The sequence below is a fragment of the Ruegeria meonggei genome (genome assembly GCF_900172215.1).
Taxonomy (GTDB): Bacteria; Pseudomonadota; Alphaproteobacteria; order Rhodobacterales; family Rhodobacteraceae; genus Ruegeria; species Ruegeria meonggei.
This window is the reverse complement of the sequence record NZ_FWFP01000005.1, coordinates 61,661-74,379: the sequence shown is the minus strand read 5'-3', so window position 1 is coordinate 74,379 and position 12,719 is coordinate 61,661. Positions and strand designations below refer to the sequence as shown.

Genomic DNA, 12,719 nt, shown 5'->3' with positions numbered 1-12,719 from the left:
GTTCCACCTCAAATCAGAAACGGCGGCCCATCCGGTCGCCGTTTTCATTATAGGTTCAGCGCAGTGTTGGGAAAAAGTCGCCACGGCCCTGCGGTGTCAGGTCCAGAATATTCCACAGGGGCCAAACCGCATCCACATGCCGGGGGTGCCAGTCACTGGGTTCAAAGAACAGTTCGGACGCCCAGAAATGGTGGATGCCGCCCTGATCGCGCCGGAATACATTGAGGATAGGTAACTGATCGCCACCCTCAGACTGCGCAAGGTAGTCGCTTTGATATCCGGTGCCGAGCGCCGAAAAAAGCGGCAGATCCGACCAGTCCATTTGTCGTTTCAACTGTGCCAGCTTTTCGGGCGTATTCTCGGCGACAACGGCAATCGAGATCTTTTGACCGATATGCGCGACCTGACCGTTCAAACCATCCAAAAAAGCGGAACACATCGGGCAGGTCTGGGTCGCGTTTGGACCATACATCAAAGAATAGATCGCCAATGTGTCATGGGACCCAAACAGTGAGGAAATAGGGGAAATCTCATTCTCGGGGCTGCGGAACGCATAATCCTGCGGCACCTTGCCACCGTTGGGTAGTGTCCGGCGCAGTGCTGCCACCTGTTCTACTCGGGATCTCAGGTCGGCTTCGGCCGCCAGCAGCGCGTTGCGGGCCGTGCGGTATTCTGCGGATTCGTTGGGCAGGGATACGGGCATGGGAACCTCCTTGTTCCTCTATTTAACCCATATGTTAAATATAAAATCAACTAAAATCAATTTATCCGGGATACTGCAGAGGTGTGTTTACGGGGAATGGATTCGATTTTTCCCTTTGTGCATCGCCTTCATATCGCTACCGTTTGCGATGCATGGGGACATCTAAAAAACCAACGAGGAGATGACTATGGGAAAACGCGACGAGTTGATCGCCAAATACGCAGAAGATCTGAAGTCCAAATGCGGCATGGATGCCGATATGGATCTGTTGACCAAAGTGACCATCGGCTGTGGTCCGGCTATTTATGACGCCGACGCCTCAACTGTGGCGGCCAGCCAGGATGGTGAGATTGAGACGGTCAAGAACAACTTCCTGATCAAGAAACTGGGCCTGTCGGATGGTCCGGAGCTTTCGGAAGCGATCAACAAGGTGCTGGAAACCTATGGCATGTCCGAGCGTAACAAATACCGCGCAGTGGTCTATTACATGCTGACCAAACATTTTGGCAAAGAGTCGATTTACGGCTGAGCCGGGCCAAATCCAATTTGCGGCGCCCGTCAGTCCTCTGGCGGGCGTATTCAATTTTAAGCACTTGGTGTTTGTGCCGGGTGCGGGAAATGGGCTAATGTCCCAGTGTGACCAGGACGGTCAGAGCCAAAGATTTCCAGACGCGTGTGGTGAGTAGGGAGCACGCGGGGGTAGGGAAGGTTCTGCATTCGTCAGGGCCTTCCCTTTTTTCCTATAAGTCCGAGTTACTGAAGCTCTTTCAGCAGGCGTTCGACGAACTGATCAAACTGGGTTTGTTCCGCCCTTGCTTCGCTGGCTACGCGACCACCTCTTCCTGCCAGGTAAACCTCAATACGACCTGGTCTGGTTTTGCGACCTGCGTTGGTAAAATCCCTTGAAATGCCGCCTAGGGCGCCGGCCACAGAAATGGCCATTTCAGCATCATTTGGATGATAGTAGCGCACCTGAGTTTCCCTGACGGAATACCCGACCCGGGCTGTCGCCGAAACATTTGCTTTGCCATCGGTCAAAACCTGCATCGCCTTTTCGCTGGTTTCGACTGAAACCTGAACGGGCACAAACAGCGATACATCAATGGTCGCTTCGGTCTTTGGTGCAGTCGGGGCCTCTTCATTGGTTGGTCTAATCGAATCTGTTGCATTGTCCGGTAGGTACGGGCCAAAAAAATGAGCCGGGTTTTCTGACTCATCGTACAGCTGCGACGCTGACTGCGTGATGCTATCCGAAGTCAGGACCAGCTCTTCTAACGGTAGTGAAATCGCGTGTAGCACTGGCGGCTGAACAGGTGATTGGTATTTCGGTGGGTGCATGAGGGGTAAGCCTGTCGGGGTCACGGATAACGTTGGGGCCTGTATGTCTTCTGGCGGATTGAAAATGTCGGGCTTATTGGGCGTCATGGCCGTGGTGAGATCGGTTGCCAGATCAGTTTGGTCTATGGCTGGCACCGGGACCTGCGACGGCTCGGTTTCAGCCGGTTGAGGGTCTTCATCCTCGACCACAACGACCGCGGCAAGCGCGCTCTGATCCGCCCAAGTTGAATCATCGGCAGTTTTCCAGTTCGAGAAGAGGCTGGATCCCCCCCAATACAGAAATCCACCGGCAAGCATTGACGCCAGAACAACAGCGACAAGACGGCGCCCGTTTTGGTCGGTCCGGTGTTTGTTCTGGCTTTTGAACAGAGGTGGTTTCGCCACCAGCGGCGTGGGTTCAGCGTCAGTCTTTACAGGGTCGTCCTGAACGGCGACGGATGCGCGATCTGAGAGCTCTTCTTGCTTGGTGGGCTGCGTGTTTTGAGCGAGGGCTACAGCCCGTTGATTACGCGCCTCTTCCAGCCGCGCCTCCCAGCTTTTGGATATCTGCGCAGAGACACCTTTGTCGAAATTCCCCGTGCTGCCTTTTTCGTCAGACATGGGCTCAAACTCTCAAACAGAAACGATCAATAATCCGACAACACCAAAAGAACGACGGGATCACAAAACGCGTATTCTAAAGTATCCCGCCGGGCGAAGCGCGACTTGTATAGCATTTTACCGCAGGATTGAGAAGGATTGGGGTTACAACAGGTTTGAGCGTCAGTCTGCCTGTGTCTGACCGAGGGCGCACACAAGCTGCCATTCCGCATCGCTGACCGGTTGCACCGACAAGCGCGAGTTCCTGACCAGCACCATCTGATCCAGACGTTCATCGACCTTGATCTGATCCAGAGTGACGGGTGTGGTAAAGGGCCGAACGGCCTTGATGTCCACGCATTCCCACCGCTCATCGTCGGTGGTGCTGTCGGGATGGACCTCGGCGCAGACCTCGACAATGCCGACAATCGCCTTGTCTTTCTGCGAGTGATAAAAGAACCCCCGGTCCCCGACCTGCATCTGCCGCATGAAATTGCGCGCCTGATAATTGCGTACGCCGTCCCACTCTTCGCCGATTTCGCCCTTAGCAACCTGCTGGTCCCAGCTCCAGGTAGAGGGCTCGGATTTGAACAACCAATAGGCCATCAGCCGACAACCTTCTTCCACGAGATTAGCTCAACCGACTGAAATAGACCCGCCTTGGCATATGGATCATTATCGGCCCAGCCTTGCGCGGCGGCCACGTCCTCGACCTCAAGAATGATCAGCGATCCGATCATGGCATCGCCATTCAGCAACGGCCCGGCTTGCGCCACAACGCCGGTTTCCTCGATATAGGCCAGATGGGCGGCGCGGTTGTCCAGCCGGGTCTGCAGGGCACCGTCCTTGTCACGGGCGATGAGGGCGATCAGCATGTTATTCCTCCTTAAGTGGTCGGTTGAGCAGCCAGCGGATGGCTTCGCCGACGCTACATTCGCCTGAACTGATCTCTGCCACAACCTTGCTGATGGGCATATCTAGCCCTTCGGCGGCAGCAATCTTGGTCAGGGCCTGCGCGGTGGCGACACCTTCGACGGTTGTGTTTGTGTCAAAGTCATCCTGCCGCCCCAGTGCCAGTCCATAGCGATAGTTTCTGGACAGCGCGGATGAACAGGTCAGAACCAGGTCGCCCATCCCCGAAAGCCCCATCAGAGTGTCAGGCCGGGCACCGCGCATCAGCGCAAAGCGCTGCATCTCGGCAAAGCCGCGCGTCATCAGCGCGGCGCGGGCGCTTTCGCCCATGCCTTCACCGATACAGGCACCGCAACCGATGGCCATGACATTTTTCAATGCACCGCCCAGTTCGGCCCCGATCACATCAGTTGTGCGATACAGGCGCAAATTGGCTGTGCTCAGGTCGTGCTGCAGCTTTTGGTTCAGCACATCATCTTTGCAGGCCAGCGTCAGGGCGGTTGGGAGCCCACGCGCGATGTCGTCGGCAAAGCTCGGTCCGGTCAGAAGGGCGGGGTGCGCATCCGGGACCGTCTCGCGGATCACCGAGATGGGCCCCAGACCTGTCGACAGTTCAATCCCTTTGCAGCACGCGACCAGCGTCTTTCCGGCCAGCACAGCGGCGTAGTCCCGCAAGGCACCGCGCAGTTTTTGCATCGGTACGGAAACAAGCAGGATGTCGCTTTGTGAGGCCAACGCAATATCTGACGTCACCGTAATTCTGTCCGGTAGTCCTATGTTTGGCAGACGCGCCGCATTCTCGCGGTTTTCCTGCATCAATTGCGCCTGTTTCGTATCCCGCGACCACAGAGTCACCGGTCCGTTTCCGGCCAGCGAGATCGCCAATGCGGTGCCAAACGCGCCTGATCCCAATACCGAAATACTCATGCTTTGGCGCCTTTCTTACCGCTGCCCAGCATGGCAGGGCTGGTCTGGTCCAGCGGCCAGCGGGGGCGCGCGGTCAGGTCCAGCCCATCCCTTGCGCCGGTTCGAAACCGTTCGATCCCGGCATACGCGATCATGGCGGCATTGTCGGTACACAAGCCAAGTGGAGGCGCAGTGAAACGTGCGCCTTTTTCCTCACAAACAGTCTCTAACGCGGAGCGTATAGCGGAATTTGCGGCCACACCACCAGCGACGGCAATGACCGGGTCCGAGGGCTGTTCCGACAGGTACAGGTCAATCGCACGGCGGGTTTTCTCGGCCAATGTGTCGACAATGGCCTGCTGAAACCCGGCGCAAAGATCAGCACGGTCCTGGCGGGTCAGGCCACCTTTTTCAGCGACAATCTGATCACGCATACGCATCAAAGCGGTCTTGAGCCCCGAAAAGGACAAATCACACCCCGGCCGATCCAGCAGAGGCCGGGGAAAGCGGAACCGTTTGGAATCGCCCAGCCGCGCCTCGGCCTCGACCGAGGGGCCGCCGGGTTGCGGCAGACCCAACAGGCGGGCGGTCTTGTCGAAGGCCTCGCCCGGGGCGTCGTCAATTGTACCGCCAAGGCGGGTGAATTTTTCAGGCCCGTGCACGATCAGGTATTGGCAATGCCCGCCCGACACCAGCAGCATCAGGTAAGGAAAGGCGATCCCGTCGGTCAGGCGTGGCGTTAGCGCGTGCCCGGCCAGATGGTTGACCCCGATCAGGGGCAGGCCGGTTGCGGCGCTTAGCCCTTTGGCGCACATTACTCCCGACAGGACGCCGCCAATCAGGCCCGGACCGGCGGTTACGGCAATAGCGTCCATATCGGACAGGGTCAGGCCCGCGTCCTCAAGCGCCTGAACGACGCAGATATCCAGTTTTTCAGCATGGGCCCGCGCCGCGATTTCCGGGACAACCCCGCCAAAGGCGCTGTGCAATTCAGTCTGACCATGCACGATTGACGACAGAATCCTTGCCTGTTCGCCGTCGGGCTGGCGCACGACTGCGGCGGCGGTGTCATCACAGCTGCTTTCCAACCCGAGTACTGTAAGTGTTTGCACCATTGGCCTGATCCGTTGCATCATGATGTCCAAGCGGGGTATCACCCTGCGCAGATGCAAACAATCCCAAGGCCGAAGGCGCCGCCTGTTGTATTTGTTGATGACCCGCCCTCGCGCCGCCTCTGAGAGGTTTGTCGCGCAGCTGCCGACCCGCATCAGGTCCCGGGTTCAGGTCATCTATTCCCCGATTCTGGAAATCAGACCGCTGTCCGTTCAGGTGGATACTGCAGGGGTGCGTGGTCTGATCTTTACTTCTGCAAATGCAGTGAATGCTGCAGCCTCTCTGGATGTGGCGCGGGATTTGCCGGCGTTCTGCGTGGGGCCCGTCACCACCGGTACGGCCAAGGGGGCAGGGTGGAACGCGCAGATGGTAGGGGCCACCGCCGAAGAACTGGTGGCGTTTCTTCTCAAGGACAGGCCCGATAGCCCACTGTTGCACCTGCGGGGCGAATACAGCCGAGGCAATATCGCTGAACGACTGACCGAGTCGGGGCTGACGACCCGCGAACAGCCCGTTTATCAACAGCACCTGTTACCGCTGACATCCGAGGCAACGGTGGCAGCAGGTGGCGAAACACCGATAATTGCGCCTTTGTTTTCACCTCGAACGGCGCGACATTTTGCCGACATCTGGGTTGGTTCTGCGCCCCTATGGTTGGCCGCTATCAGCGATGCCACAGCCGAATCCCTTTATTCCATGGACTATGTACGCCTGAAGATTACCAAAGCGCCGACACCCAAGAAAATGCGGAAAGCCGTTAAAAAGCTTGTGAAACATGCGATGCGGGTTGAGGGCGACGAGGCCACCGACTAACTTGGTCTAGTCTGTTATTCTTGTGTTTTTGGATTCGATAAGGGGAACGTTGCGTTGGCTGGCAAAAAGAAAACCGATCAAAAGCCGGTGGAAGACCCCAAGTCAGAGGGCGAGATCGACCCTGTTTCCACTGCAGAAGATGCGCCGCTTGACCTGCCCGAGCAGGTAGAAGAGGTGCTTTCCGAAGCCGAAGCCGAAGCCGAAGCCGAAGCCGAAGCCGAAGCCGAAGCCGAAGCCGAAGCCGAAGCCGAAGCCGAAGCCGAAGCCGAAGCCGAAGCCGAAGCCGAAGCCGAAGCCGAAGCCGAAGCCGAAGCCGAAGCCGAAGCCGAAGCCACCCCGGTTCCCGTCGAAGAAAAGCCCGCCGAACCCCGACAAGAAAAACGGGGCGGGTTCGTACCCGCTTTGATCGGCGGTGCAATTGCCGCAGCAATCGGATTTGCGGCGGGCAACGCTGGCCTGTTCACCAAGGGCGAAACGGATACGCTGGCGGCGCTAGAGGCGAAACTCAATGATCAATCCACTCAAATTGAAAGCCTGAAGAATTCGCTGTCGGACACCACGGATTTGAATACAAAGCTTTCGGCGCTGTCGGATCAAATCGCGCCGCTCACCTCGGAATTGGAGACGGTCAAATCCAGCGTCGATGGGCTGGCAGGCAAGGTCGAACCTCTGGCCAGCCGCGTCAACGATCTGGAAAGCGGTGCGTTGACCCAAGGGGCGACACCCGAAGTATCCGCCGCCTTTGAGGCCGAGCTGAAGAAACTGCAGGACTCACTGGCCGCGCAGCGGGCTGAGGTCGAAAAAATGGTCTCGGACGCGCAGGCGCTGGAATCTCAAGCAGCAGCCAAGGCACAGGCTGCAACCAATGCAGCGATCCTGTCGCAGGTCCATGGCCAGCTGGATTCAGGCCAGCCCTATAACGATTTGGTAGGTGAGCTTACAGCTGGCGGTGTGACTGTGCCCGAGGCTCTGTCAGCTCCTGCGGAAAAGGGCGTTGAAACCCTTGCCGCTTTACGGGCGTCCTTTGCGCCCGCAGCCCGTACTGCGCTGGCGGATGCGCGTGACGCGGACAAGAGCACCGGGCTTGTGGCCTTTTTACAGCGCCAGACCGGCGCACGCTCGGTCACGCCGCAGGACGGCGATAGCCCGGACGCGGTCCTGTCCCGCGCGCAGGCTGCTTTGGCGGATGGCAAAGTGTCGGCGGCGCTGAGTGAACTCAAATCCCTGCCCGATGCGGCGCAGGCTGCTCTGGCCGATTGGGAGCAGGCGGCTCAGACGCGTGTGGCTGCCGTCGATGCTGCTAATACGCTTCAATCCAGCGTAAACTCGAACTGAAGGACCTGCCATGCTGTGGTCATTGTTTAAGATTCTTGTTTTTGTAGCGATTATCGGCCTGCTGGCCATGGGCGCCATGTTCCTGATGGAAACCAGCGGGGGCGTGCAGATCACCGTTGGGGGCGTGGAATACACGCTTGGGCCACTGCAATCGGTGATCGCGCTGGGTGTGATGGTTGTGGCGATCTGGGTACTCTTCAAGCTGCTGACCCTGCTGATTGCTACGCTGAAGTTTCTCAACGGCGATGAAACGGCCCTGTCACGCTATTTCGACCGCAGCCGCGAACAGCGCGGTTATCAAGCGCTGGCCGATGGGATCATGGCGCTGGCCTCGGGCGAGGGGCGTGTGGCAATGACCAAGGCTACCAAGGCCGAGAAACTGCTGAACAAGCCGGAACTGACCAACTTGCTGGTGGCTCAGGCGGCTGAGATGAATGGCGACACCAAAAAGGCGTCTGATACCTACAAGAAACTGGTCACGAACAATGCCACCCGCTTTGTCGGCGTGCGCGGCATCATGAAACAGAAACTGGCCGAGGGCGATGACGACACCGCCCGTAAACTGGCTGAAAAAGCTTTGGCGATCAAACCGCGCCATGCCGAAACGCAGGATATTTTGCTGGGTCTGCAGACCAAGGCGCAGGATTGGGTTGGCGCGCGCTCGACCCTGACGGCCAAGCTGAAGGCCGGTCATCTGCCACGCGATGTATTCAAACGACGCGACGCGGTTCTGGCCCTGTCCGAAGCCAAGGATATTCTGGATGAAAGCGCCACGGTCGAACAGCAGGAACACGCGATTGAGGCCAACCGCTTGTCCCCCGATCTTGTCCCCGCCGCTGCGATGGCCGCGCGGGCCTATATCGAAAAAGGCAAACCGCGCGCCGCGACCAAGATCCTTAAAAAAGCGTGGGAGGTTCAACCCCACCCTGATCTGACCCATGCCTTTGCCGAGATTGCGCCCGATGAAACCCCCGTCGAGCGCATCAAGCGCTTTACCGCGTTGACTCGTATTCATCCCGAAAACCCGGAAACTAGGTTGATTTTGGCCGAACTGAGCATCGTTGCCGAAGACTTTCCCGAAGCGCGTCGCGCGCTGGGCGATGTTGTTGAAAAGCAGGCGGATGCCCGGGCCTACACCTTGATGGCTGCAATTGAACGCGGCGAGGGGTCGACGGATGCGGTGGTTCAAGGCTGGCTGGCTAAGGCGCTGAATGCACCACGCGGGCCGCAATGGGTCTGTGACAATTGCCACGATATCCAGGCCGAATGGGGCCCGGTCTGTCAGAATTGCCACAGCTTTGATACGCTCAGTTGGCAAACGCCGCAAACGCCCGAGATTGCCTCGGCCACTGGTGTTCACATGCTGCCGCTGATCGTGGGGGCGCTGGAAGACAAGGCTGACCCAGCCCCTGAGCCTGACATGGAAGAGGTCGCGGAAACGGTGGACTCCGAGGTCATCGAATTGGAGGTTGAGCCTGTTCGCCCCGATGTCGAGCCCGTGGTCGAAAAACAAGCGTAGCCAAGATAAAGCCGGGGCGCTGTCGTATCGAAAAGGCTAGTGCTGGTCGGCATCCGGCTTATATGTCCAGCGGTATTTGGGTGGGGTCGGCCCCTTGTTGCGCCCGCCCTGCTGCATCTGTTCCCAGGCATGGGCGAGTATTCCGACGGACCGGGACAGACAGAACAAACCGCGCGCGAGCGGTGCAGCAAATCCCAGTTCGGCGTAAATCACCGCGGTCGCTCCGTCGATGTTCATCGGAACCGGTTTGCCCACCCGGTGCGCCAGCTCTGCCTCGATCCTTTGCGCGATGGTCGCGAAACGGCCATCGCACGCACCCTGGGTGACAGCGGTGTCAACCAATTCCATAAGGCGCGGTGCCCTTGGATCGGTCGGGGTATGAAACCTGTGCCCAAAGCCCGGCAGGATTTTTCCGTGAACCGTGACCCATTGGTTCAGCGCAACGTCCAAACTCTCAGAATGGGAATCAACGAAATGATAGAGCGTCACCGCCTGCTCACCGGCGCCGCCATGGATGTCGCCCAGCATGTTCACCGCGCTGGCCATCGCATTGTTCAAGGGTAATCCGCAGGTTACGGCCATCCGCGCAGTGGCGATGGAAGGGGCCTGCGGGCCGTGATCCACGGCTGCGACAAGGGCGGCTTCGAACAGGCGGGCCTGCGAGGGCGAGGGTCTGTCTCCGCGCACCATGAACCAGATCATTTCAGCAAAGCTGAGCCTACCGATCAGGTCCTGAATGGGCTCTCCGCGCAGATCAATCCGACCGGGCTCCATGTCGATGATGGCTGTAGTCCACCAGTCGGCAACATCGCTCATATGACACCCTCCTTTTTCAACGCATCGATTTCGACCTTGGACAGGCCAAGCTCTGACCAGATCGAGACATTGTCCGCCCCCAGATCAGGCGGTGATACCTGTGGCATTTTGCGGCTGCCGTTCACGACGACGGGGCTGCCTGCCAGGCGGAGGTCTTCGCCCCGGACCGACAGTACTCCGATCAGGCCGCGTCCGGACAACTGTTCATCTGCCAAAGCATCGGGGACCGACAAAACTGGTCCGGTTGGAACGCCCAGTGCGTTTAATTCCTGCACCCAAACATCGGCGGGACGCGTGCGCAGAACGGTCTCTAACTCTGCGCGCAGGACGTGGCGGTTCTGTTTGCGGGTTTCGCGGCTGGCGTAATCGGAATGGTCCAGCAGGTCAGCGCGGCCAAGGTGTCGCGCAAGGGCCTGCCATTGCTCATCCCGGTTAGCGGCGATGTTGATCGGGCTGTCGGCAGTGGCAAAGGTGCCAGATGGTGCTGATGTTGTGTTTTCATTGCCGTGGGCACCCGGTTGCACATCACCGACCAGAAAATTCGACACCACCCAGCCCATTGTGGAAATCACAGCCTCGGACATGGCCACGTCCAGAAACGCACCACGCGGGTTTGCGTTCAGCGCCGCGGCAACGGCAAAGGCTGCGGTCATACCACCGATCGTGTCCGCTGCTGGGTATCCAACCCGGTAAGGCGCGGTATCAGCCGAACCGGTGATCGACATGACGCCGCTGATCCCCTGAACGATCTGATCATAGGCCGGATCATCCTTGCGGGGTCCGTCCTGCCCAAAGCCGCTGATGGCGCAGTAGATCAGGTTGGGGTTCTCGGCCTTCAGCGCCTGATAGCCCAGTCCCAGACGATCCATTACCCCGGGCCGGAAGTTTTCGACCAGAACATCAGCTGTCTGCACCAACTGTTTCAGCAGTACTTTGCCCCGTTCAGATTTCATATTTAGCGTGACAGAGCGTTTCTCGGCGTTTTGCGCCAGAAAGCTGATGCCCATACCGGCGGCGTTGCGGTCAGGATCGGCACCCAGAACGCGGGCCAGATCGCCGCCGCCCGGGCGTTCGACCTTGATGACGTCTGCACCCATGAGGGCCAGCTGATAACAACAATACGGGCCCGCCAGAACGTTTGTCAGGTCAAGAACCCGAACGCCTGCAAGCGGGTCAGTCGCCATCAGCCACGCCTGCCGCACGCGCCCGTGCGCGCCGCGCGCGGTAGCTGGGCAACAGGATCAGCAGTGCGGCGATGACCAAAAGCCCCAATGTCATCGGACGTTCCCAGATAAAGGCGATACCATCATAGAGCTGCATCGAGCGGGAAAAGTTGTCCTCCATCATGCCGCCCAGAATGAACCCAATCAGCAGTGGAGCCAGCGGGTAATCGGCAAACTTCAGCGCAGTGGCGCAGATGCCGAACCCGACCAGCAACAACAACTCGGTCGCATTGTTCTGGCCGATATAGGCCCCCATCAGGGTAAAGAACAAAATGAACGGGATCAGGTAGTTTCGCGGTACTGAAAGGACCTTGGCGATATAGGGGATCAGCGGCAGGTTCAGGATCAACAGAACTAGGTTGCCGATAAACATCGACATGATCACCGCCCAGAAAATCTGTGGCTCATCCAGCATCAGCCGTGGGCCCGGTGTCACGTTCAGCGCGATCAGGGCACCCAGCAGGATGGCTGTCGTGCCCGATCCCGGAATACCCAATGTCAGCAGTGGTACAAACGAACCGGTACAGGCCGCGTTGTTTGCAGTTTCGGGCGCGGCGAGACCTTTGATCGAGCCTTTTCCGAACTCTTCCTGCTCTTCTTTTGGGGCGATATTGCGTTCGATCGCATAGCCCAAAAAGCTGGCAATTGTCGCGCCTGCGCCGGGCAGGACGCCGATAAAGAACCCTTGGATAGATTGACGTCCGATCACTGGGGCAATGGCCCTGGCTTCGGCTCTGGTGATGCGCAGGTCTTTGATCTCACCATCGTCACCTTGCAGGTTCTTGGGCTTGAGGACCAAAAACAACGCTTCGGGCAGGGCGAACATCGCCATGGCAAGGGTGATAAAACCAAAGCCCGACTGTAGATCCATGATGCCCATGGTAAAGCGTGGCAGATTGAACAACGCACCCTCGCCCACCGTGGCCATGATCAACCCCAGAATGGTCATGATCATCGCCTTGGCAACCTGACCCGACCCGGCAAACGCCGCGATGGCCGACAGGCCGACCACCATAAGGGCGAAGTACTCCGCCGAATGGAACAGCAATGCGACCGAGGACAGGGCCGGCGCAAAGACCATCAACAACACGGCCCCCAGCGTTCCGCCTGCAAAACTGGCAATTGCAGCGATGGTCAGCGCTTTGCCGGCCTTGCCTTGCCTTGCCATTGGATAGCCGTCGAAACTGGAGGCTACGGTGCCGGCGACCCCCGGCGCGTTCAACAGAATAGACGAGGTTGAGCCGCCAAAGATTGCGCCATAATACACCCCGGCCAGCAGGATCAGTGCGGCGGACGGGTCGCCCATCGAAATGGCGACCGGGATCATGATTGCGATGATCGACATCGGCCCCAGACCCGGCAACATTCCAATGAATGTGCCGATCAGGCATCCGGCAACGACCATCAGCAGGTTTTGAATTGAAAATGCGGTCTGCAGGCCGATCAGAAGTCCTTCAAGCAT

At 58.5% G+C, this 12,719-nt stretch carries 13 protein-coding genes; 4 read left to right on the top strand and 9 right to left on the bottom strand.

Going from position 1 to position 12,719, the window contains the following annotated elements:
- Positions 1–55: 55 nt before the first annotated feature.
- Positions 56–703 (bottom strand): DUF899 family protein, encoded by a 648-nt coding sequence (locus RUM8411_RS09395; RefSeq protein ID WP_085822445.1) that lies wholly within the window; start codon positions 701–703, stop codon positions 56–58.
- Between the two features lie 187 nt (positions 704–890).
- Between RUM8411_RS09395 and RUM8411_RS09390 the strand changes: the two genes are divergently transcribed.
- Positions 891–1,232 carry a DUF2853 family protein gene (locus RUM8411_RS09390; RefSeq protein ID WP_085822444.1) on the top strand — a complete coding sequence of 114 codons (342 nt, stop codon included), beginning with the start codon at positions 891–893 and terminating at the stop codon, positions 1,230–1,232.
- 224 nt (positions 1,233–1,456) lie between these two features.
- Here the strand turns inward: RUM8411_RS09390 and RUM8411_RS09385 are convergent, their stop codons facing one another.
- The 5 genes from RUM8411_RS09385 to tsaD all read right to left on the bottom strand — a co-directional run bounded on the left by RUM8411_RS09385 (position 1,457) and on the right by tsaD (position 5,553).
- Positions 1,457–2,641, bottom strand: coding sequence for a hypothetical protein (locus RUM8411_RS09385; protein ID WP_085822443.1), 1,185 nt, complete (start codon positions 2,639–2,641; stop codon positions 1,457–1,459).
- 162 nt (positions 2,642–2,803) lie between these two features.
- Positions 2,804–3,226 carry an EVE domain-containing protein gene (locus RUM8411_RS09380; protein WP_085822442.1) on the bottom strand — a complete coding sequence of 141 codons (423 nt, stop codon included), beginning with the start codon at positions 3,224–3,226 and terminating at the stop codon, positions 2,804–2,806.
- On the bottom strand, positions 3,226–3,495 hold the full coding sequence (locus RUM8411_RS09375) for a YciI family protein (protein ID WP_085822441.1): 270 nt from the start codon (positions 3,493–3,495) through the stop codon (positions 3,226–3,228). The genes RUM8411_RS09380 and RUM8411_RS09375 overlap by 1 nt, the downstream gene beginning before the upstream one ends.
- Position 3,496: 1 nt before the next feature.
- A complete protein-coding gene (locus RUM8411_RS09370; protein WP_085822440.1) occupies positions 3,497–4,459 on the bottom strand; it encodes an NAD(P)H-dependent glycerol-3-phosphate dehydrogenase in 963 nt (320 codons plus the stop codon).
- Positions 4,456–5,553: a tRNA (adenosine(37)-N6)-threonylcarbamoyltransferase complex transferase subunit TsaD gene (gene tsaD, locus RUM8411_RS09365; protein ID WP_085822752.1), complete on the bottom strand. Its 1,098-nt coding sequence runs from the start codon at positions 5,551–5,553 to the stop codon at positions 4,456–4,458. Before tsaD ends, RUM8411_RS09370 begins: the two co-directional genes overlap by 4 nt.
- Before the next feature lie 97 nt (positions 5,554–5,650).
- Between tsaD and RUM8411_RS09360 the strand changes: the two genes are divergently transcribed.
- From RUM8411_RS09360 to RUM8411_RS09345, 3 genes are read left to right on the top strand one after another with little or no spacing between them, the layout of a single operon-like run.
- Complete coding sequence (locus RUM8411_RS09360; protein WP_200818562.1) at positions 5,651–6,364, top strand: uroporphyrinogen-III synthase; 714 nt, start codon at positions 5,651–5,653, stop codon at positions 6,362–6,364.
- Between the two features lie 54 nt (positions 6,365–6,418).
- Positions 6,419–7,699, top strand: a complete 1,281-nt coding sequence (locus RUM8411_RS09350; RefSeq protein WP_200818561.1) for a COG4223 family protein — start codon at positions 6,419–6,421, stop codon at positions 7,697–7,699.
- 10 nt (positions 7,700–7,709) lie between these two features.
- Positions 7,710–9,218, top strand: a complete 1,509-nt coding sequence (locus RUM8411_RS09345) for a heme biosynthesis protein HemY (RefSeq protein WP_085822437.1) — start codon at positions 7,710–7,712, stop codon at positions 9,216–9,218.
- Between the two features lie 36 nt (positions 9,219–9,254).
- On the opposite strand, the gene RUM8411_RS09340 is transcribed toward RUM8411_RS09345, so the two are convergent.
- The 3 genes from RUM8411_RS09340 to RUM8411_RS09330 are packed head-to-tail and all read right to left on the bottom strand — an operon-like array spanning position 9,255 to position 12,719.
- Entirely contained in the window at positions 9,255–10,034 is a 780-nt protein-coding gene (locus RUM8411_RS09340; RefSeq protein ID WP_085822436.1) for a citryl-CoA lyase, read from the bottom strand.
- On the bottom strand, positions 10,031–11,218 hold the full coding sequence (locus RUM8411_RS09335) for a CaiB/BaiF CoA transferase family protein (protein ID WP_085822435.1): 1,188 nt from the start codon (positions 11,216–11,218) through the stop codon (positions 10,031–10,033). Before RUM8411_RS09335 ends, RUM8411_RS09340 begins: the two co-directional genes overlap by 4 nt.
- A complete protein-coding gene (locus RUM8411_RS09330) occupies positions 11,208–12,719 on the bottom strand; it encodes a tripartite tricarboxylate transporter permease (RefSeq protein ID WP_085822434.1) in 1,512 nt (503 codons plus the stop codon). Before RUM8411_RS09330 ends, RUM8411_RS09335 begins: the two co-directional genes overlap by 11 nt.

Bases quoted from the DNA above. Each gene is read 5' to 3' on its own strand.
- RUM8411_RS09395 (WP_085822445.1), bottom strand. From the start codon at position 703: ATGCCCGTATCCCTGCCCAACGAATCCGCAGAATACCGCACGGCCCGC.
- RUM8411_RS09390 (WP_085822444.1), top strand. From the start codon at position 891: ATGGGAAAACGCGACGAGTTGATCGCCAAATACGCAGAAGATCTGAAG.
- RUM8411_RS09385 (WP_085822443.1), bottom strand. From the start codon at position 2,641: ATGTCTGACGAAAAAGGCAGCACGGGGAATTTCGACAAAGGTGTCTCT.
- RUM8411_RS09380 (WP_085822442.1), bottom strand. From the start codon at position 3,226: ATGGCCTATTGGTTGTTCAAATCCGAGCCCTCTACCTGGAGCTGGGAC.
- RUM8411_RS09375 (WP_085822441.1), bottom strand. From the start codon at position 3,495: ATGCTGATCGCCCTCATCGCCCGTGACAAGGACGGTGCCCTGCAGACC.
- RUM8411_RS09370 (WP_085822440.1), bottom strand. From the start codon at position 4,459: ATGAGTATTTCGGTATTGGGATCAGGCGCGTTTGGCACCGCATTGGCG.
- tsaD (WP_085822752.1), bottom strand. From the start codon at position 5,553: ATGGTGCAAACACTTACAGTACTCGGGTTGGAAAGCAGCTGTGATGAC.
- RUM8411_RS09360 (WP_200818562.1), top strand. From the start codon at position 5,651: ATGACCCGCCCTCGCGCCGCCTCTGAGAGGTTTGTCGCGCAGCTGCCG.
- RUM8411_RS09345 (WP_085822437.1), top strand. From the start codon at position 7,710: ATGCTGTGGTCATTGTTTAAGATTCTTGTTTTTGTAGCGATTATCGGC.
- RUM8411_RS09340 (WP_085822436.1), bottom strand. From the start codon at position 10,034: ATGAGCGATGTTGCCGACTGGTGGACTACAGCCATCATCGACATGGAG.
- RUM8411_RS09335 (WP_085822435.1), bottom strand. From the start codon at position 11,218: ATGGCGACTGACCCGCTTGCAGGCGTTCGGGTTCTTGACCTGACAAAC.
- RUM8411_RS09330 (WP_085822434.1), bottom strand. From the start codon at position 12,719: ATGCTTGAAGGACTTCTGATCGGCCTGCAGACCGCATTTTCAATTCAA.